Genomic DNA, 19044 nt, shown 5'->3' on the forward strand with positions numbered 1-19044 from the left:
CTTTTCGGACTTTCGGCAATCCGAACGGCGCCGGGAGACGAACTACAAGTGTGGACACCAGTCACGTGCGGCCTCTGAGGCCCCGGCACCGGGCTCGTCCGGCGGATCCGCCGGACGAGCCCGGTGCGCTGCTCGACCAGGTCGCCCGGGGCGACGAGGCGGCGTTCGCGCGGATCTACGACCTCGTGTCGGCGCCCGTGTACGGGCTGGTCCTGCGTGTGCTGCGCGACCCCGCGCAGTCGGAGGAGGTGGCCCAGGAGGTCCTGGTCGAGCTGTGGCGCACCGCCTCCCGGTTCGACCCCGAGCGGGGGAGCGCGATGTCGTGGGTGCTGACCCTCGCGCATCGCCGCGCCGTCGACCGGGTCCGCTCGGCACAGGCGGCGGCCGACCGTGAGGAGCGCGCCCACCGGGCGTCGGTGCCCGCGTTCGACGAGGTCGCCGAGGAGGTGGAGACGCGGATGGAACGCGAACGGGTCCGGCGCTGCCTGGGCGGCCTGACCGAGCTGCAACGGGAGTCCGTGACCCTCGCCTACTACGGCGGCTACACCTACCGGGAGGTCTCCGAGCTCCTGAAGGTGTCGCTCGGGACGGTGAAGACACGGATGCGCGACGGGTTGATCAGAATGCGCGACTGCCTGGGGGTGGACCGATGAGCCACGCCTCGCCGACCGTCCACGCCCTGTCCGGCGCCTACGCGCTCGACGGGCTGTCGGAGGATGAACGGCGCCGGTTCGAGGACCACCTCGGCCGGTGCGGAGACTGCGCGCTGGAAGTGCGCGGCCTCCAGGAGACCGCGGCGCGCCTGGGAGCGGCCGCCGCGGTCTCCGCGCCGCCCCGGATGCGCTCCCGCGTCCTCGTCGAGGTCGCGCGGACCCGCCAGGTGGCCCCCCACCAGGCGATGCCCCGCCCGGAACCACGGCCCCACCGGCGGACGGGGCGCGTCCTCCCGCGGCTGCTCACCGTGGCCGCCGCGGCCTGCCTCGCCGTCGCCGTCGCGCTCGGCGTCCTCGCCCAACGCGCCGACGAGCGCGCCGACCGCCTCCAGGCCCGGCAGGAACTGGTCGCGTCCGTCCTGACGGCCCCGGACGCGCGGGCCGTCACCGGGCACGTCAGGCGGGGCGGGCAGGGCACCGTCGTGGTGTCGCGGCGGCTGGACAAGGCCGTGGTGGTGCTCGCCGGGCTCCCGTCCGTCTCCGCCGCCCGGACCTACGAGCTGTGGCTGCTCGGGGACGGCGCGCCCCGCCCGGCCGGGCTGACGGAGGGCGCGTCGGGACCGGTGCTCCTGGACGGCATCGGGGCCGCGACCCAGGTCGGGCTCACGATCGAGCCGGCCGCCGGGTCGGCCGCGCCCACCACGCCCCCGATCTTCGCCGCGGCCCTGCCCGCCTGACCGCCGCGCCTCCCGACCGCCGCGCCTCCCGGTCACCGTGCCTCCGGGGGCACCGGGCCTGCCGGTCACCGGGCGCGCCGGTCGATCAGCGGGACCGGACGCCGCCGCCGCGCCTGCCTGACGATCTGCGGCAGCCGCGCGTCCCAGCCCGGCTCCACCGCGAAGCACCACGCGGCCGCCTCCACCGTCGCCGGGACGTCCCGCATGGTCAGCGCCACGAGCCGGGGCCGCTCGGCGGTGCGGGCCATCTCCGCGAGCTCCGCCGTCGGCAGGAACACCACGTAGTCCTGCTCGGCGCCGCGCCCCCGCGCCGCGCTCCGCCGCAGCGCCGTGATCGCCGTCACCTCCGCCCAGGGCAGGACGCGCCCGGCCGCGCGCGGCAGCGGCCAGCGCGCGGGCCGCCGCACGCCGTCGGCGTCGAGGACCAGGACGGGCCGCCGCGCGAGCATGCCGCCCGCCGACAGCAGCAGGCCCGTGCCGAACAGCGCGGCGCCCGCCAGCCCGAGCAGCAGGAACGCCAGGCTGCCGACGCCCGTCCCGCGCATGACGGCCCCGGCGACGAACCCCGCCGAGGCCAGGAAGAGGATCAGCACCGCGACGAGCTGCCGGACGGCCCACCAGGTCACCCGGTTCCTTACCGCGAAGACCTCGCCGGACGTGCCGCCCCCGGCGCCCGTCCCGCCGGTACGGTCCATCCCGGGGGTCAGTCCCGCTTCACCGCGCACAGCAGGCCGTCGCCCACCGGGACCAGCAGCGGCACCAGCCGCTCGTCCTCGCGGATCATCCGGTGCGTCTCGCGGATCGCCTCGGTCTCCGGGTCGCGCCGGTCGGGATCGGCGACCCGGTCGCCCCACAGCGCGTTGTCGAACGCGACCACGCCGCCCGGCCGCAGCAGCCGCAGCGCCGCCGTCAGGTACTCGGGGTACTCCTGCTTCACCGCGTCGCAGAACACCATGTCGTAGGCGCCGTCGGTGAGCCTCGGCAGCACCTCCAGCGCCCGTCCGACGATCATGCGGGTGCGGGACGACCCCAGCCCCGCCTCCCGGTAGGCCAGCTTCGCCAGCCGCTGGTGCTCGGGCTCGACGTCCACACTGGTGAGCACGGCGTCCTTGACCATGCCGCGCAGCAGCCAGACCCCGGACACGCCGCAGCCCGAGCCGATCTCCACCACGTGCCGGGCGCCGATCAACGTCGTGAGGAAGCGCAGCGCGGCCCCGCCCGCGGGGCCGATCGGCGACGCGCCGATCTCCTCGCCGCGGCGCCGGGCGGCCACGAGCGGTTCGTCTTCGGGGAGGAATTCCTCCACGTAGGCCAGGGTGGCCTGAATGGCGTCGATGGCTGCCTCCTCGCGGGACCCCCGCCTGGCTCATGCTGGAAAGACCATATCGCTGACAGGGAACCATCTGGAGTGTCAGCGCGTTCTAACCAGCGACGGAGCACATCACCCCGATGGGCCGAGTCGCAGAACAGAGTCGGTTCAGAACCGCCCCAGCCCAGGCGAGACCGTGCCGTTCCAAGGTGGAGACCTTGGCCCACGAGAGAGGAACAGCCCGGCACCATGGGAGTCGCAGCACTGAGTTTTAGAGGCGCTGTGGGGGTCGGCCCCAGGCAGGGGCTGGGGAACGCAGCGCGCACGCGCGAGAACGCACCCGAGGCCGAATGGGCGCCGCCGTCCTGGGACGAGGTCGTCCGCGAGCATTCGGCGCGTGTCTACCGCCTCGCCTACCGGCTCACCGGCAACCAGCACGACGCCGAGGACCTCACGCAGGAGGTCTTCGTCCGCGTGTTCCGTTCGCTGTCGAACTACACGCCCGGAACGTTCGAGGGCTGGCTGCACCGGATCACCACGAACCTGTTCCTCGACATGGCGCGCCGCCGCCAGCGGATCCGCTTCGAGGGGCTCGCCGACGACGCCGCCGAGCGCCTCCAGGGCCGCGAGCCCACCCCGGCGCAGGCGTTCGACGACAACAACTTCGACGCGGACGTGCAGGCGGCACTCGATGCATTGGCCCCCGAATACCGGGCGGCCGTGGTGCTGTGCGACATCGAGGGCCTGTCCTACGAGGAGATCTCCGCGACGCTCGGTGTCAAGCTCGGCACCGTGCGCAGCCGGATCCACCGTGGCCGCGCCCAGCTGCGCGCGGCACTGGAGCACCGCGCCCCGACGAGAAGGCGCCCCGGTACGAGGAACGAGTACCAGAACGGCCTGCCCGGCGAGGCCGCCGCGGCGGCCGGGACGCACGGCCCGGGTACGGGGAGCGGATACCAGGCGGGTCAGGCGCTCGCGGAGGGCGTGTAAGGCAAGCGGCCCGCGCGCGGATCGGGACCGCGCGCGCATGGATGACGACGAGGGGCGGCATGACGGAGCGAAGCGAGGGCATGAGCGTGGCTCTTGCCGGGGGACGTAGGAGGCCGCTCTCCCGTGAGGAGGGCGTGTGAGCTGCCTGGGGGAGAGCCTGACCGCCCTGGTCGACGGTGAGCTCGGCCACGAGGAGCGCGACCGCGCACTCGCCCACCTCGCGGGCTGCGCCGAGTGCCGGGCCGAGGCGGACGCGCTGCGGCGGCTCAAGGGCCGGCTGCGGGAGCTGTCCGGACCCTCCGGACCCTCCGGACCCTCCGCACCCGCCGTGACCACCGGATCCGGTGGCGCCGTCGCCGACGACCTTCCCACCGACGACTTCGTGGCGCGGCTGCGCTCGCTGGCCGGGTCCGCCGGGGCGCCCCCAACCACGCCGCCCGGTCCGTCCGGGCCACCCGGTCCGCCGGAGTCCTCCCAGAGCGCCCCCGCCCGTCCGCCGCGATCATCACCGCGGGCGGCCAGGCCGTCCGGGGCGGGCCGCCCGCGCGACAACCGCCCGGCGGGCCGCACCGCCGCCGCCGTGCTCCGCGACCACTCGCGCCGCCGTTACCTGGTGGTGGGCGCCGCGACCCTGTTCATCGGGTTCGGCACCGCCTCCTACGCGGCCGGCGGGCGCGACGAGCCCGCCGCCGTCACCCCCGCCTTCGACCGGTTCGCCGTCGAGCACGCGCTGACCTCCGGCGACGCGCCGATGACCGACCCGCTCACCGACCCGGTCAACCAGGTCCAGACGTCCCCGGGACCGTGATCGCGGGCACCGTCACCGGCCGGGCGCGCCGCTGCGCCCTGATGGCCGGCGGGTTCGTGGGGGCGCTCGCGCTCGCCGGGGCCCTGACCGGCGACGCCGGTCCCGCCCGGGGGGTCCGCAGCGACCCGGGCGCCGTGGGGCTGCTGCGCGCCGCCGCCGACGCCGCCCGCCGCGTCCCCTACGAGGGCCGGCGCTTCCTCACCACGTGGAACCGCACCCGCTCGGCCACGTCCGAGGCCGGGGTGGCGCACCGGCCGGGCGAGGGCGCCCGCTACGTGTCCCCGTCGGGCACGGAGGGCTACCGTCCCGAGTCCGCCGCGGGCGAGACCACAGGCTTCACCGCCGCGACGCTGACCCTGCTGACCCGCAACTACTCGGTCGTACGGGCGGCGGACGCGGCGGTCTGCGGGCGCCGCGCCCGCGTCGTCGAGGCGCGCCGCGCGGACGGCAGCACCGCCGGGCGGTTCTGGCTCGACTCCGAGACCGGGCTGATGCTGCGGCGCGAGCTGGTGGACGCCACCGGCCGCCGCGTCGTCGCCTCCGGCTTCACCGAGATCGCCCTGGGAACGCCGTCCGGGGTGCGGACGCAGCTGCACTCCGCGCCGTCCGCCCCGCCCGCCAGGGGGGCCGACCGCACCGACCCCGACATGACGAGCGCCCCCGCCGCGACCCTGGCGCCCTGGGAGGAGCGGCTCGACCGCGCGCAGCTCGCCGCCCTCCGCGCGGACGGCTGGCCCGTCCCGAAGAGCCTGCCGGGCAGGCTCACCCTCTACGAGGCCCGCCGTGACAACGGCACCGTCCACCTCAGCTACTCCGACGGCCTGGCGGCCGTGTCCGTCTTCGTCCAGCGCGGGAGCCTGGACGAGACCCGGTTCATCGGCTGGCAGAAGAGCGCCCGCAGGGGACGGACGGTCTATCGTCGTGAGTCCCTGCGGCGGTGGGCCGTGTCCGCGGGAGGCGGGTATGTGTCCACGGTCCTCACGGACGTCCCGCAGAGCACCGCCGAGGCGGTCGCCCTGAACCTGCCCCGCGGCGGCACGCCGTTCTGGAAGCGCGTCGCCAGGGGCTCCCGCCGGCTGGGCTCGGCGGCCAACCCGTTCGGCTGAGCGGCGGTTCCTCTCGGTTCGTCGGTCGGTCACGGGAGGTCTTATGCTCGCCACATGCCCCGAGGGGCACGATGAGCGCGGATGAAGAGAACCATGCTCGGTAGGAGAGATGGGGATGACGGAAGACAACCGCGGTCCGGTCGAGGCGCGGCCGGGGGACGACGACCGTTCCCCCGGCGACGAGCCTGAGAGGCAGGAGGCGGCCGCTCCCCCCGAGACGGTGGCCGACCGGGAGATCCCCCAGGAGAAGCCGGGGGCGGGCTCCGGGCCGGGGCCGGAGGACGACGGGGCCTCCGACCGGCTGGTGGCCGGGGGATTCGCCCCGCCGGACGCGTCGCTCGGCGGGTCCGGGCACACGGCCCCCCCGCGCGACACCCCGCAGGACATGTTCCTCCAGGACCTGCACGACACGCCGCCGCGCGACATGGGCCCCCAGGAGGTCCCCCTCCAGGACGTGCCGCCGCGCGACATGCCGCAGCCGCCCCCGCCCGTCCCGCTGGACAGGCCGATGGTGGAGGGCCCCGAGGGCCGCCCGCGGCCCGGGTTCGTCCCGCACCACCAGGACCCGCGCGCCCAGGGCTCGCCGCCGCCGTACGGGGGATGGCCGCATCAGTCCCACCAGGGGCCGCCGACCGTCCCGCCGGGCGGACGGGGGCCGATGGGCCCGCCGCCCGCTCCGATGGGCCCGCCCGGAGGCCCGCGCCCGATGGGCTTCGGGGGCCCGCCCGGCACCGGCCCGAACTGGGCGCCGGTGCCCGCGATGCCGTCCTCGTCGGGACGCGGCCCCGGTCTCGGCCTGCTCGCCGTGGTGGCGCTGATCGTGGCGCTGGTCGCGGGCGCGGTCGGCGCCGGGATCGGGGTCATGGCCACCGGCGGTGACGACGACGGCGGCGCGGTGAGCCTCGGCGGCGCCACCGGCAACGAGACCAAGGTGCAGAACCGGCCGCCGGACTCGGTGGCGGGCGTCGCCCAGCGGGTGCTGCCCAGTGTCGTGATGATCCGCGTGCAGTCCTCGCAGGGCGAGGTCGGCGGCACCGGGTTCATCGTCAACGGCGGCTACGTCGTCACCAACAACCACGTCGTCGCCGGGGGCGGCGGCGGGCAGATCCAGATCGTCTTCAACGACAAGAAGACGCTGCCCGCCACGGTCAAGGGCGCCGACCCGAGCTCGGACGTCGCCGTCCTCAAGCCGGAGGGCCAGCACTCGCTGCCCGCCCTGCAGGTCGGCGACTCCGCCGCCATCGCCGTCGGCGACCCGGTGATCGCGATCGGCTCGCCGCTCGGGCTCCAGGGCTCGGTCACCACCGGGATCGTCAGCTCCCTCAACCGCGCGGTGCCCACCCAGGGCGAGGGCGGCGCGGACGCGTCCTACCTCAACGCGATCCAGACCGACGCGGCGATCAACCCGGGCAACTCGGGCGGGCCGCTGGTGGACGCCAAGGGCCGCGTGATCGGCATCAACACCGCCATCGCGACCGTCGGCGGCCAGGCGATGGGCGGCGAGGGCCAGGGCGGCAGCATCGGCCTCGGCTTCGCCATCCCGATCAACCAGGGCAGGCGTGTCGCCGAGGAGATCATCCGCACCGGCACCGTCAAGCAGGCCAAGCTCGGCGTGCTGCCCGACCCGCGCTACCAGCAGGGCGGCGCGCGCATCCTGCCGCAGGGCGTCAACGGGCAGGACCCGGTGACCAAGAACGGCCCGGCGGACAAGGCCGGCCTGAAGCCCGGCGACGTGATCACCGCGCTGGACGGCAAGCCGATCGAGGACGCCACCGACCTGATCGCCCAGATCCGCAGCCGCGCGCCCGGCGACCGGATCAAGGTGACGTACCAGCGGGCGGGCAAGGAGTCGACCGTCGAGGTGACGCTGGGCTCCGACTAGACGCGCTCCGCCCCCGGGGTGGGGGCGGTTTGTTCAGGTCCGGTTCGTCCGGACCCGGGATACGCTGGGGGGACCGGCCCGCGCGGGCCGGTCCCTTTGGCTGCTGTGGAGGACAGGTTGTTCGACGTCGGACTCGGCGAGATGGCCGTGCTGGTCGTGCTCGCCCTGGTCATCTTCGGCGACAAGCTGCCCCAGGTCGCCGGGCAGGCGGGCCGGATGCTGCGGCAGTTCCGCGAGATGGCCAACTCGGCAAAGGCGGACCTCCAGGAAGGGCTCGGCCCGGAGTTCAAGGACTTCGACATCGCCGACCTCAACCCGAAGACGTTCGTCCGCAAACACCTCTTCGAGGACGACGACCCGTTCTCGGGCAACGGCGGCGGCCACCTCGCCGACGACGACTCCTACGCGGCCGTGGGCGGCCTCGCCTACGACGAGCGCCCCCCGTACGACAACGAGGCGACCTGACGGCGGGCGCGCCCCCGCGTGGTCATCGCGGTCCCGGCACGGCACGGAGTGCCGGGTCGGCGGCGGGTCAGCGCCCCTTCGGGGTGATCCCGAGCGACATGCCGGCCAGCCCGCGGCTGCGGCCGCCCAGTTCGTCGGCGATGGTGCGCAGCTCCTTGGCGGCTCCGGCGTCCGGGTCGGACAGCACCAGCGGGGTGCCGTTGTCGCCGCCCTCGCGCAGCCGGGTGTCGATCTGCACCTGGCCGAGCAGCGGGACGCGGGTGCCGAGCGTCTGGGTCAGGGCGTCCGCGACCGTCTGGCCGCCGCCGGTGCCGAAGATGTCCTGCCGCTCGCCGCAGTGCGCGCACGTCAGGTAGGACATGTTCTCGATCACCCCGACGACCTGCTGGTGGGTCTGCGCGGCGATGGCGCCGGCCCGCTCGGCGACCTCGGCGGCCGCCTGCTGCGGGGTGGTGACGACCAGGATCTCCGCGGACGGCAGGAGCTGCGCGACGGAGATCGCGATGTCGCCGGTGCCCGGGGGCAGGTCCATGAGCAGGACGTCCAGGTCGCCCCAGTAGACGTCGGCGAGGAACTGCTGGAGCGCCCGGTGCAGCATCGGCCCGCGCCACACGACCGGCTGGTTCCCGGCGGTGAACATGCCCACCGAGATGACCTTCACGTCATGCGCGGACGGCGGCATGATCATGTCCTCGACCTTGGTGGGCGGGTTCCGCACGCCCAGCATCCGCGGCACCGAGTGGCCGTAGATGTCGGCGTCCACCACGCCCACCTTGCGGCCCTGGGCCGCCAGCGCCGCCGCCAGGTTCACGGTGACCGACGATTTGCCGACGCCGCCCTTGCCGCTGGCCACCGCGTAGACCTTGGTCAGCGAGTTCGGCCTGGCGAACGGGATCTCCTTGGCGGGCTCGCCGCCGCGCAGCTTGGTCTGGAGGTCCTTGCGCTGCTCCTCGCTCATCACGTCGAGGTCCACCTGGACGGAGGTGACCCCGTCGAGCCTGGCGACGGCCTCGGTGACGTTCCTGGTGATGGTGTCCTTCATCGGGCACCCGGCCACGGTCAGGTAGACGCCGACGCGGACGGCGCCGTCGGCCGCGATGTCGATGTCCTTGACCATGTCGAGCTCGGTGATGGGCTTGCGGATCTCGGGATCGTTCACCGTGGCGAGCGCCGCGGTCACCTGCTCGGTCGTCAACTGGGAGGCCATGTCCCCATGGTATGAACTGGGTGGCCGTGCCCGCCAATCCGGGTGTCCGCCCTCACCGGCCGTGTCCGGCCGCCGTACGATCGGGTATGTGACCACCCAGCCCAGCCCCATGGCCGCGGCCCACGTTCCCGGCGGCGGGGCCGCAAGCGGCCGGAATGCGGCCGCCGAGCTGACCGTCTGGCGTACCATGCTCCGCGCCCAGGCGCGGATCTCCCGCAGGCTCCAGTCGGGCCTGCTGGCCGAGCACGACCTCGCTCTGGGCTCCTATGACGTGCTCATGCACCTCGGCGAGGCGCCGGGCGGGCGGCTGCGCATGAACGACCTCGCCGACCGGGTGCTGCTGTCGCGCAGCGGGCTGACACGGCTGGTCGACCGGCTCCAGCGGGAGGGCCTGGTCGTCCGCCAATCCTGCACGAGCGACGCCCGCGGGCTGTACGCGGTGCTGACGCCCGCGGGCCGGGACAGGCTCGCCGAGGCCACTCCCACCTACCGGCAGGGGGTACGCGACTATGTCCTCAGCCGCCTCGACGAAGAAGATCTGCACACCTTCGGCCACATCCTCGGCAAGCTCGCCGACGAACCCGAGACCTTCGCCGCCCACGCGGCCGGATAGCGGGCTCCCCGGGCTCACAGGCGGGGGCTCCGCGGGAAGGACGGGGGCCGGTCCTTGGCGTCCAGCTCCTTGATGATCTGCTGGAGCTCCGACCGCACGAAGTCCCGGGTGGCGACCTCGCTCAGCGCGACCCGCAGCCCGGCGATCTCCCGGGTGAGGTACTCGGTGTCGGCGATGGACCGCTCGTTGCGGGCCCGGTCCTGCTCGTACTGCACGCGGTCCCGGTCGTCCTGCCGGTTCTGGGCCAGCAGGATCAGCGGCGCCGCGTACGACGCCTGGAGCGACAGCATCAGCGTCAGGAAGATGAACGGGTACGGGTCGAACCGCAGCGCCGGCGGCGCCAGCAGGTTCCACACGATCCACACGGCGACGAACACCGTCATGTAGACGAGGAACCGGGCGGTGCCGAGGAACCGCGCGATCCGCTCGGACAGCCGCCCGAACGACTCCGGGTCGTAGTGGGGCCGCGGCAGCAGGGTGCGGCGGATCTCGCGGGGCTGGTCCAGGCGCGTGGCCATCTCGCGTGCGGTCATGTCGTCCCCCCGGTGCCCCGCAGGGCCTCTTCCTCGGGATCGGCGGACACCGCGGCGCCCGCGTCCATCGCGGTCTCCCGCCAGTCCTCGGGCAGCAGGTGGTCGAGCACGTCGTCGATGGTCACCGAGCCCAGCAGGTGCCCGTCGTCGTCCACGACCGCCCCGGCGACCAGGTTGTAGGTGGCGAGGAACATCGCGACCGCCGCCAGCGACATCGTCGGGCGCAGCGGGTCGAGCTCGGCGTCGACGATACCGCTGACCAGCGTCGGCGGCGGCTCCCTGAGCAGCCGCTGGAAGTGCACGGTGCCGAGGTAGCGGCCGGTCGGCGTCGCCGTCGGCGGCCGGCACACGTACACCTGCGCGGCCAGCGCCGGGTTCAGGTCGGGGTTGCGGATCTGCGCGAGCGCCTCGGCGACCGTCGCGTCCGGCGCGACGATCACCGGGTCGGTGGTCATCAGCCCGCCCGCCGAGTCGTCCTCGTAGGTCAGCAGCCGCCGGACGGGCGCCGCGTCCTGCGGCTCCATCAGCGTCAGCAGCGCCTCGCGCTGCTCGGTCGGCAGCTCGCCGAGCAGGTCGGCGGCGTCGTCGGGGCCCATCGCCTCCAGGACGTCGGCGGCTCGGTCGGCCTCCAGCTTGCCGAGGATCTCGATCTGGTCGTCCTCGGGCAGCTCCTCCAGGACGTCGGCGAGCCGCTCGTCGTCCAGCGCGACCGCGACCTCGGTGCGGCGCTTCTCGGGCAGTTCGTGGACGATGTTGGCGAGGTCGGCGGGCTTCATCCGCTCGAACGCGGCGATCAGCCCGGCGGCGCCCTGCCCGTGCTCGACCGCGGAGAACCCCTCCACCGCGTCCCAGTCGACGATCAGGGTCTCGCCGCGCCGCCGCAGCCCCGCCCCCCGCCGCAGCCCCCGCCCACCCCGGCGGACGGCGATCTTGCCGATCAGCCAGTCCCGGGTGCGGGTCGGCTCCATCGCCACGTCCACCACGGAGACGGGCTCGCCGGTGCCGGAGAACTTGACCGTCCGGTCGAGCATCTCGGCGATGACGAGCGTCTCGGACCCGCGTTTCTGGAAGCGGCGCACGTTCAGCCGGCCGTCGAAGATGATCGCGTCCGCCTCGATCACGGTGACCCGGGTGATCGGCAGGAACACCGGCCGGCGCGGCGCCACCTCCACCACCAGGCCGAGGACGCGTGGCGGGCGCGGCGCGAGGCGCAGCGCGACCACCACGTCGCGGACGCGGCCGACCTGGTCGCCGGCCGGGTCGAACACCGCGATCCCGGCGAGACGGGCGATGAACACCCGTGTCGGAGCTCCGCTCATGGGCAGGACATTACCCGTGATCTTGCAGCTCATCCGGGTCCGGCGTGCGTGCGGCGCGCGTCACATCGGCGACGGGAATGTCACATCCCGGGCGGTACGTCCCGTCAGAGGGGGTGAGCGCGCACCCCGCATCGACCCGCCGGCGGCGCTCCGGCAGACTGGACGATCATGGATGAGACCGCGGTGGCCTTCGAGGAGTACCGGAACCTGCTGTTCGCGGTGGCCTACCGGATGCTCGGGACCGCCGCCGACGCCGAGGACACCGTCCAGGACGCCTGGCTGCGCTGGTCGGCGGCGGACCGCTCGGACGTCGCCGAGCCCAGGTCCTACCTCGTCCGGATCACCACGAACCTCGCGCTCGACCGGCTGCGGTCCGCGCGGGCGCAGCGCGAGTCCTACGTGGGCCCGTGGCTGCCCGAGCCGATGCTGACCTCCCCGGACGTCGCCGAGGGCGCCGAGATGTCGGAGTCGGTGTCGATGGCGATGCTCGTCGTCCTGGAGACGCTGAGCCCGCTCGAACGCGCCGTGTTCGTCCTCAAGGAGGTCTTCGGCTACCCCTACGCGGAGATCGCGCGGGCGCTCGACCGCTCGGAGCCGTCGGTGCGCCAGCTCGGCACCCGCGCCCGCAAGCACGTCGAGGCCCGCCGCCCCCGCTTCGAGGCGCGCGGCGCCGAGCGGCGCGCCGCGACCGAGCGGTTCTTCGACGCGGTCATGGGCGGCGACATCAACCGGCTCATGGAGGTCCTCGCCCCCGACGTGACCCTGTGGACCGACGGCGGCGGCAAGGTCCGCGCGGCGCGCCGCGTCATCCACGGCGCCGACAAGGTGGGCCGCTGGCTGACGGCGGTCGTCGGCCACGCCTACCAGGGCATCGAGTTCGCGGACATGCGGGTGCGCCGCGTCACCCTCAACGGCGAGCCCGCGCTCGTCGTGGACGGCCCGGACGGCCCCCTGACCACCGTCGTCGCGACCGTCGCCGAGGGCGGCCGGGTCGAGGCCGTCCACATGGTCGCCAACCCCGACAAGCTCCGCTCCGTCGCGAGGGGCCGCGAGCTGCCGCTGTGAGCGGCGCCCGCGGGCGGTGCGGCTACCGGTCGGCCTGGCGGCGCTTCCCGCCGAGCATCCGGGGCGGCGGGCCCGCCGTCGTCGCCGGGGTCGGGACGGGGCGGACGGCCGCGTACGCGTCCGGTGCCTGCGCCGCCGCCTCCACCGGCGTGAGCCGGACGATCCAGGAGCCGGCCGCCCACCGGTCCGCCTGGGCCTCGTGGTCGGCGGCGTTGAGCCGGGCCTTGGCGAGCTGGGGGGCGACCTCGTCCCACAGCGCGGTCCCGGGCACGACCTGCGAGCAGCCGGCGACGAACGACACCAGCCGCCCGCCCTTGTCCTTGCTGCGCAGGATCACCGTCACCCGGTCGGCCTCCGGGAGGCCGGGCATCGGCTGCTCGCCCTCCCCGCCGGTCAGCACGTAGGCGGAGCCCTCGTGCCACACGTGCCAGGCGGCCCTGGGCTGCGGCAGGCCGGGCAGATCCAGCCACAGCAGCCCCGACTTCCTGGCCGCCTCCTCCACCAGAGCCACGTTGAGGTCACCCATGCGGACAGCGTCTCACACCCGCTCGGTAGCATCCGGCACATGCGCTCGCGACGAACCACCCTCGCCGTGCCCGCCAGCAACCAGCGCTTCATCGACAAGGCGCGGGGGCTCGCGGCGGACGAGGTCTTCCTGGACCTGGAGGACGCGGTCGCGCCGTCGGCCAAGGAGGCGGCGCGCGGGGCCGCCGTCGCCGCGCTCAACGAGGGCGGCTGGGACGGCAAGGTCCGCGTGGTGCGGATCAACGACCTCGAGACGCCCTGGGCGTACCGGGACGTGATCGAGGTCGTGGAGGGCGCCGGCGCCGCCCTGGACGCCGTCATGCTGCCCAAGGCGCGGGACGCCTCCCACGTCCAGTGGCTCGACCGGCTCCTCACCCAGATCGAGCGGGCCATGGGCTACGAGGTCGGCCGGATCGGCATCGAGGCGCAGATCGAGGACGCCCGGGGGATGGTCGAGGTGGACGCGATCGCCGCGTCCTCGCCGCGGCTGGAGGCGCTCGTCCTCGGGCCGGGCGACCTGATGGCCTCGATCAACATGAAGACCCTCACCGTGGGGGAGCAGCCGCCCGGCTACACCGAGGGCGACGCCTACCACTACATCCTGATGCGGATCCTGATGGCCGCCCGCGCGCACGACCTCCAGGCCGTCGACGGGCCGTACTTCAACGTCCGGGACGTGGACGCCTTCACCCGGGTCGCCGAGCGTTCGGCCGCCCTCGGGTACGACGGCAAGTGGGTGCTGCACCCGTCCCAGATCGAGGCGGGCAACGCGGTGTTCTCGCCGTCGCAGGAGGACTACGACCACGCCGAGCTGGTCCTGGACGCCTACGAGCACTCCGTGACCGTCGAGGGGCGGGGCGCGGTGACGCTCGGCGACGAGATGATCGACGAGGCGTCCCGGAAGATGGCGCTCGTCGTCGCCGCGAAGGGGCGGGCCGCGGGCCTGGAGCGCACCAAGCGGTTCGAACCGCCCGGCGGCTGACCGCGGGCACGTACGATTCGTCCCACACACCGAAGCCGAGTAGGGGGACACTCGTGTCGGAATCCGGGGACGCGAACGGCTGGGCCCCGCTCGACCCCGGCCTTCCGGGGCGGCGGGGGCCCGCGCCCGTCCCGCCGTCCGGGCCCCAGCCGGCCCTGCCTCCCCCCGCTTCACACGGACCCCCGCCTCCCCAGCCGGGATGGGGCCGGCCGCAGCAGGCGCCCGTGCCGTACCACGGCCAGTACGGGGCGCCGGGGCCCGGCCCCTACGGGCTGCCCGCCTACCCCAGCCCGGCCCAGCCGCCGAAGCGCGCCTGGACGGTGCCGGCGCCGTCCGGCATGCCGTTCCACCGGATGGCGCGGACGGCAGTGCACCGCTGGTGGCGGCCCCTGCTCGGGACCCTGGCGATCGCCGCGCTCGGGCTGGGGCTGGCGCTCGGGCTGATGGTGGCCGGGATCCTCGTCCAGCTCGCGGTGACCGGGGACCTGCCCGACACCTCCGGCGCCTCCGACGCGGACGCGGTCTTCGGCGACCAGACCGCCGACCTGGCGTTCAACCTGGCCACGCTCGCGGTGTTCCTGCCGGTCGCGTTCCTGGCGGCGTGGGGGATCCAGCGGCGGCGGCCGGGCACGCTCTCGTCGGTCGCGGGGCGGCTGCGCTGGCGGTGGCTGCTGGCCTGCTGCGGCCTCGCGGTGCTGTTCTGCGTCGTGTCCTACGGGACGTCGGCGCTGGCGAGCACCCTGATGGACGACGACTCGGGCGGCGACGAGCACTGGGTGGGCTGGGGCCGCTTCCTGGCCCCGGCGATCGTGATCGTGCTGCTGGTGCCTTTCCAGTCGGCGGCCGAGGAGTACGTCTTCCGCGGCTGGCTGCTCCAGGCGGTCGGCTCCTGCACCCTGGAGACCCTCAGAGGACGGATCGGCCGCGCCCTCAGCGTGCTCTTCCGCACGCCGTGGCCGGGGATCGTCGTGGGCTCGGCCCTGTTCACCGCCGGGCACGGCTACACCGGCTGGGGCATCCTCGACATCTTCGCGTTCGGCGCGATCGCGGCGTGGCTCACGGTCCGCAGCGGCGGCCTGGAGGCGGGCATCGCGCTGCACGTGTTCAACAACCTGATGGCCTTCCTCTTCCCGGCGGCGGTGGGGAAGCTCGACATCGAGCAGGGCGGCGTGCCCTGGCAGTACGTCGTGGCGGACATCTTCCCCATGGCCCTGTACGCGGCGGCGGTCGTGTGGCTGGTACGGCGGCGCAGGATCCAGACCCTCACGGCCGGGCCGGGCGACGGCAGCGGACCGGACGCGCCACCGGACCGCCCGGCGGACCCCGCCGACCCCGCGGCCTCCGCCCCGGTGGGCGGCAGGCCGGGCGTCGGCTTCGTGTCCTAGACCGTGTTCCCCCGTCCCGGCCCACTTCGAGTCAGGCTCTAGGCTCCCGGGCGCGTCACAGGAGCCCCCAGGACTCCAGCGCCTCGACCAGCCCGGGCGTGACCGGGAGCGCCCGCAGCTCGGCGGGGGTCGTCCAGCGCGCGTCGGACGCGTCGTCCCCGGCGCGGAGCGTCCCGCCCGTCACCGTCGCCGCGTAGTCGTGGATCTCGTAGGTGACGCCTCCGGGGCCCGGGCGGTCCACCGAGCCGACGAGCGCGCCGACCGCGACGTCCAGCCCCGTCTCCTCGCCGAGCTCCCTGACGACGGCCGCCGCGTCGTCCTCGCCCGGCTCGACCCGTCCGCCGGGGATCGACCACAGCCCCTCGCCGGGCGGCCGCCCCCGGCGCACCAGGAGCAGCCGCCCGCTCCCGTCCACGATGATCCCGCCGACGCAGCGCACACGCATGACCCCATTTTGTCCCCCCTTTCCCCGACGGCTACCCGCCGGAACTTGACGGGGCGGGGCGTGCCCGCGCAATGTGGGTAACCGTGATGGCGGAGCCCATGTGCCCGCGATGCGCGGGCCCGGTGAGCGCGCCCAGCCTGTGGTCGAGCGACTGGGTGTGCGGCGTGCACGGCCCGGTCCTGCCGAGGCAGCCGTCGAAACGTCCCGGCCCCGAGGGGCTCGCCGCCGCGGTGCACGACGCGCGCGTCCCCGTCTGGGTGCCCTGGCCCCTTCCGCTGGGCTGGCTGGTCACCGGCTTCGTCACCGTCGGGGACGACCGCAGCGGCGCGCGGGCCGCCGCCGTCGCCGTCTCGGGGCCCGGCCTGCTCAGCGGCCCCGCCGACATGGTGGTGATCGCCGAGGAGCCGGGGATCGGCCTCGGCGCCCACTACGCCGGGCTGGAGGGCAGCGACCCGGGCGAGGTGTTCGACGGGAGCCCGCCGCACGTCAAGCTCGACGTCAGCGGCCCGGCGGCGACCTGCGGGCACTCGGTCTCCATGTGGGCGGTCGCCGCCGAACCCGACCGCGCCGCCTATGTGGGCGAGGCGATGGGCAACTGGCTGTGGACGGTGCTGTGGCCCGCCGAGGCCGGGGTGCTCATGCTGGAGCAGCAGAACCTCCTCGACCTGCGCGAGCCGGGCATGGACCTGGACCTGCCCTTCGGCGCCCACTGCCCCCGCCTCGACCTCTAGCCGCCCGGTCCGCCCCGGGACGCGCCGGTGCCGATCGACGCCTCCCGCCACCCCTCCGCGAGCTGCTCCACCGAGGTCGGGACGCCGAGGCTCAGGGTGGCCCCGCCCATCGTCAGCGACAGGCTGGACACGCCGTAGCCGACCGCGGCGCTCGCCATCATGCAGATCATCGCCAGAGCCGCCGCGGACGGCATCAGCCACGGCTGCCCCGCGAACGGCGCGGCCACGAACGCCACGATCGTCCCGAACAGCGTGCCCGCCAGGACGAGGCCCGCGAGATGCAGGACCTCCTCGCCCGCCCGCCGTCCCCGGAACGCCAGGCGCATCCCCACGCCGAGCATCGGCGCCGCCGCCCCCAGGCCGATGATCGCCAGCAGGACCCGCCACCAGGCCGGGCCGTCGAGACGGTGGGTCAGCACGACCGACGGCGCCCACACCAGCCCGATGCCGATGGCCAGGGCGCGCAGCACGCCCACGCCCACCCGCAGGGCCGCGGGGTTCTCCGGACGGGATCCGGCGCCGCCGCCCGGCCCGTCCCACCTGTCCCCGGACTCCGGGGGCGCGCCCCAGTCGTGCGACGCGGCGACGTACTGGAACGCCATCGCCGCGTTGACGGCGCCGTTCACGAGGTCGTCCCAGGGCACCGGCCCGGCGGGCTCACCGGAGCTGACGCGCATGAAGGCGCCGTCGGCGGCGACGACCCGCTCGGCGAACCACTCCAGGGACGCCACCGGCTCGGCCAGCTCCGCGAGGATCCCGGGACGCCCGGCGGGGCCGCCGCCTCCCCGGTACAGCGCCTTCGCGAACTCCCACTCGTAGTCCAGGAGCGGCACGTGCCGCAGGACGGCGCTCATCCGGGGCGAGTAGAGCACCGACGACGCCAGGATCACGTCCGTGGCCCGCTGGATCCGTCCCAGCGCCTCCTGGGCCGGTCCCTCCAGGTCGTCCGGCCGGAGATAGACGCCGGGCGCGAGGCCGCGGGCCCGGCGGCGGCTGCCCAGCCGGAGGCTCACCGCGCCCACGGCGACGAACAGCGCGCCGATCGCCGGCACCATGAGCGCCGTGCACGCCGCCGCCTCGACCACCTCCGGCAGGCCGCCCGCGGCGACCGCCCACGCCCCCAGCGCCACGGACACGCCCGCCGCGGCCAGCCGGGCCGGGGACGGGCGCGCGAGGTACCAGTCGATGCTCGCGGGCGACCGCCCGGCGAACCACGGCTCCCGCAGCCGGTGCCGCTTGTGCCGGGGCAGGCCGGGCCAGGCCGAGATGCGGGCGGCTCCGGTCATCGGTGTCCGCTCCTTCCGGAGGCGAAACTGATCACCGAGAAGGTAGTCCTGGGCGTGAAATCCGAAAAGTCACGCCCTGTCCCAATCGGCGAATCGGGACGGGTCGCGCCGCGCCGCCGGACGCGGGGGACCGGTACAAAGGAGCACATGCGGATCGACCTGCACAGCCACAGCGACGTCTCCGACGGCACCCGCCCGCCCGCCGAGGTCGTCCGGCGCGCCCGGGCGAACGGCCTGGACGTCCTCGCGCTCACCGACCACGACACCGCGGGCGGCTGGGACGAGGCCATCGCCGCGCTGCCGGACGGCCTGACCCTCGTCCCCGGGATCGAGCTGTCATGCCAGGAGGACGGCCGCAGCCTGCACATGCTCGGCTACCTGTTCGACCCGTCCGACCCCGAGCTGGCCGCCGAGCTGGCCCGCATCCGCGACGACCGTGTCGTCCGCGCCCGCGCGATGGTCGACCGGCTCCGCGACCTCGGCGTGGACGTCACCTGGGAGCAGGTCCGCGCCCTCGCCCGCGGCGAGGCCGTCGGACGCCCCCACATCGCCCGCGCCATGGTCGACGCGGGCGCGGTGCGGACGGCCGACGAGGCGTTCGGCCCCCGGTGGATCGCCCAGGGCGGCCGCGCCTACGCCGAGCGGTACGCGCTCGACCCCGAGCGGGCGATCCGGCTCGTCCGCTCGGCGGGCGGCGTGTGCGTCCTCGCGCATCCCCGCGCCCGGCGCCGCGGATACGTCTTCGCGGACGAGGTGATCGAGCGGCTCGCCGCCGCCGGGCTCGCCGGGATCGAGGTCGACCACCCCGACCACGACGCCCGCGACCGCGCCGACCTGCGCGGCCTCGCCGCGTCCCTCGGCCTCGCCGTCACCGGCTCCAGCGACGACCACGGCGCGCCGACCGGCGACCGCCTCGGCGCCGAGACCACCGCGCCCGGGGACTACGAGTCCTTGATCGCCGTGGGCCCCGACCGGGTCCGCAAATCGCGGTAGGGTGCGTGGC

Annotated in this window: 21 protein-coding genes; 13 read left to right on the forward strand and 8 right to left on the reverse strand. The window is 74.9% G+C overall.

All coding sequences use genetic code 11. The features are described 5' to 3' along the window. The first annotated feature begins 74 nt into the window (after window positions 1-74). Window positions 75-653, forward strand: a complete 579-nt coding sequence (locus AGRA3207_RS29625; protein ID WP_231336432.1) for a sigma-70 family RNA polymerase sigma factor — start codon at window positions 75-77, stop codon at window positions 651-653. Continuing rightward, complete coding sequence (locus AGRA3207_RS29630; protein WP_231330423.1) at window positions 650-1390, forward strand: anti-sigma factor; 741 nt, start codon at window positions 650-652, stop codon at window positions 1388-1390. Before AGRA3207_RS29625 ends, AGRA3207_RS29630 begins: the two co-directional genes overlap by 4 nt. 65 nt (window positions 1391-1455) lie before the next feature. Here the strand turns inward: AGRA3207_RS29630 and AGRA3207_RS29635 are convergent, their stop codons facing one another. Beyond that, window positions 1456-2085, reverse strand: a complete 630-nt coding sequence (locus tag AGRA3207_RS29635) for a hypothetical protein (RefSeq protein WP_231330424.1) — start codon at window positions 2083-2085, stop codon at window positions 1456-1458. Window positions 2086-2093: 8 nt separating this feature from the next. Further along, entirely contained in the window at window positions 2094-2696 is a 603-nt protein-coding gene (locus tag AGRA3207_RS29640) for an O-methyltransferase (protein WP_231330425.1), read from the reverse strand. Between the two features lie 252 nt (window positions 2697-2948). Between AGRA3207_RS29640 and sigE the strand changes: the two genes are divergently transcribed. The 5 genes from sigE (at window position 2949) to AGRA3207_RS29665 (ending at window position 7950) form a co-directional block, all read left to right on the forward strand. Then, window positions 2949-3689, forward strand: a complete 741-nt coding sequence (gene sigE, locus AGRA3207_RS29645) for an RNA polymerase sigma factor SigE (RefSeq protein ID WP_231330426.1) — start codon at window positions 2949-2951, stop codon at window positions 3687-3689. Window positions 3690-3825: 136 nt separating this feature from the next. Continuing rightward, window positions 3826-4497, forward strand: coding sequence for an anti-sigma factor family protein (locus AGRA3207_RS39960; protein ID WP_273699958.1), 672 nt, complete (start codon window positions 3826-3828; stop codon window positions 4495-4497). After that, complete coding sequence (locus AGRA3207_RS29655) at window positions 4494-5603, forward strand: MucB/RseB C-terminal domain-containing protein (RefSeq protein WP_231336433.1); 1110 nt, start codon at window positions 4494-4496, stop codon at window positions 5601-5603. Before AGRA3207_RS39960 ends, AGRA3207_RS29655 begins: the two co-directional genes overlap by 4 nt. 115 nt (window positions 5604-5718) lie before the next feature. Then, window positions 5719-7485, forward strand: a complete 1767-nt coding sequence (locus AGRA3207_RS29660) for a S1C family serine protease (protein WP_231330427.1) — start codon at window positions 5719-5721, stop codon at window positions 7483-7485. Window positions 7486-7602: 117 nt separating this feature from the next. Beyond that, on the forward strand, window positions 7603-7950 hold the full coding sequence (locus AGRA3207_RS29665) for a sec-independent translocase (RefSeq protein WP_231330428.1): 348 nt from the start codon (window positions 7603-7605) through the stop codon (window positions 7948-7950). 67 nt (window positions 7951-8017) lie between these two features. Here AGRA3207_RS29665 and AGRA3207_RS29670 read toward each other — a convergent pair whose 3' ends face one another. Continuing rightward, entirely contained in the window at window positions 8018-9157 is a 1140-nt protein-coding gene (locus AGRA3207_RS29670; RefSeq protein ID WP_231330429.1) for an Mrp/NBP35 family ATP-binding protein, read from the reverse strand. A gap of 88 nt (window positions 9158-9245) precedes the next feature. On the opposite strand from AGRA3207_RS29670, the gene AGRA3207_RS29675 reads away from it, so the two are divergent. Further along, window positions 9246-9770: a MarR family winged helix-turn-helix transcriptional regulator gene (locus tag AGRA3207_RS29675; protein ID WP_231330430.1), complete on the forward strand. Its 525-nt coding sequence runs from the start codon at window positions 9246-9248 to the stop codon at window positions 9768-9770. 14 nt (window positions 9771-9784) lie between these two features. On the opposite strand, the gene AGRA3207_RS29680 is transcribed toward AGRA3207_RS29675, so the two are convergent. Together AGRA3207_RS29680 and AGRA3207_RS29685 are read right to left on the reverse strand one after the other, a co-directional pair. Beyond that, the gene (locus AGRA3207_RS29680; RefSeq protein ID WP_231336434.1) at window positions 9785-10288 is read right to left on the reverse strand and encodes a DUF1003 domain-containing protein; all 504 of its coding nucleotides are present in this window, start codon (window positions 10286-10288) and stop codon (window positions 9785-9787) included. 11 nt (window positions 10289-10299) lie between these two features. Continuing rightward, a complete protein-coding gene (locus tag AGRA3207_RS29685; RefSeq protein ID WP_231330431.1) occupies window positions 10300-11622 on the reverse strand; it encodes a magnesium transporter MgtE N-terminal domain-containing protein in 1323 nt (440 codons plus the stop codon). Window positions 11623-11790: 168 nt separating this feature from the next. Here AGRA3207_RS29685 and AGRA3207_RS29690 point away from each other — a divergent pair, with 168 nt between their 5' ends. Beyond that, window positions 11791-12687: an RNA polymerase sigma-70 factor gene (locus AGRA3207_RS29690; protein WP_231330432.1), complete on the forward strand. Its 897-nt coding sequence runs from the start codon at window positions 11791-11793 to the stop codon at window positions 12685-12687. Between the two features lie 22 nt (window positions 12688-12709). On the opposite strand, the gene AGRA3207_RS29695 is transcribed toward AGRA3207_RS29690, so the two are convergent. Continuing rightward, on the reverse strand, window positions 12710-13213 hold the full coding sequence (locus AGRA3207_RS29695; RefSeq protein ID WP_231330433.1) for a hypothetical protein: 504 nt from the start codon (window positions 13211-13213) through the stop codon (window positions 12710-12712). A 39-nt stretch (window positions 13214-13252) separates the two neighbouring features. Between AGRA3207_RS29695 and AGRA3207_RS29700 the strand changes: the two genes are divergently transcribed. Next, window positions 13253-14194, forward strand: a complete 942-nt coding sequence (locus tag AGRA3207_RS29700) for an HpcH/HpaI aldolase/citrate lyase family protein (RefSeq protein ID WP_231330434.1) — start codon at window positions 13253-13255, stop codon at window positions 14192-14194. Window positions 14195-14418: 224 nt separating this feature from the next. Continuing rightward, complete coding sequence (locus tag AGRA3207_RS29705; protein WP_231330435.1) at window positions 14419-15579, forward strand: CPBP family intramembrane glutamic endopeptidase; 1161 nt, start codon at window positions 14419-14421, stop codon at window positions 15577-15579. 55 nt (window positions 15580-15634) lie between these two features. Here AGRA3207_RS29705 and AGRA3207_RS29710 read toward each other — a convergent pair whose 3' ends face one another. Further along, on the reverse strand, window positions 15635-16024 hold the full coding sequence (locus tag AGRA3207_RS29710) for an NUDIX hydrolase (protein ID WP_231330436.1): 390 nt from the start codon (window positions 16022-16024) through the stop codon (window positions 15635-15637). Window positions 16025-16146: 122 nt separating this feature from the next. Here AGRA3207_RS29710 and AGRA3207_RS29715 point away from each other — a divergent pair, with 122 nt between their 5' ends. After that, entirely contained in the window at window positions 16147-16755 is a 609-nt protein-coding gene (locus tag AGRA3207_RS29715) for a DUF6758 family protein (protein ID WP_338028230.1), read from the forward strand. Here the strand turns inward: AGRA3207_RS29715 and AGRA3207_RS29720 are convergent. Then, window positions 16752-18041, reverse strand: a complete 1290-nt coding sequence (locus AGRA3207_RS29720) for a hypothetical protein (RefSeq protein WP_231330438.1) — start codon at window positions 18039-18041, stop codon at window positions 16752-16754. The two genes, AGRA3207_RS29715 and AGRA3207_RS29720, sit on opposite strands and share 4 nt — an antisense overlap. A 147-nt stretch (window positions 18042-18188) precedes the next feature. On the opposite strand from AGRA3207_RS29720, the gene AGRA3207_RS29725 reads away from it, so the two are divergent. After that, window positions 18189-19034 carry a PHP domain-containing protein gene (locus AGRA3207_RS29725; RefSeq protein ID WP_231330439.1) on the forward strand — a complete coding sequence of 282 codons (846 nt, stop codon included), beginning with the start codon at window positions 18189-18191 and terminating at the stop codon, window positions 19032-19034. Window positions 19035-19044: the final 10 nt, after the last annotated feature.

Source organism: Actinomadura graeca, assembly GCF_019175365.1.
Lineage (GTDB): Bacteria > Actinomycetota > Actinomycetes > Streptosporangiales > Streptosporangiaceae > Spirillospora > Spirillospora graeca.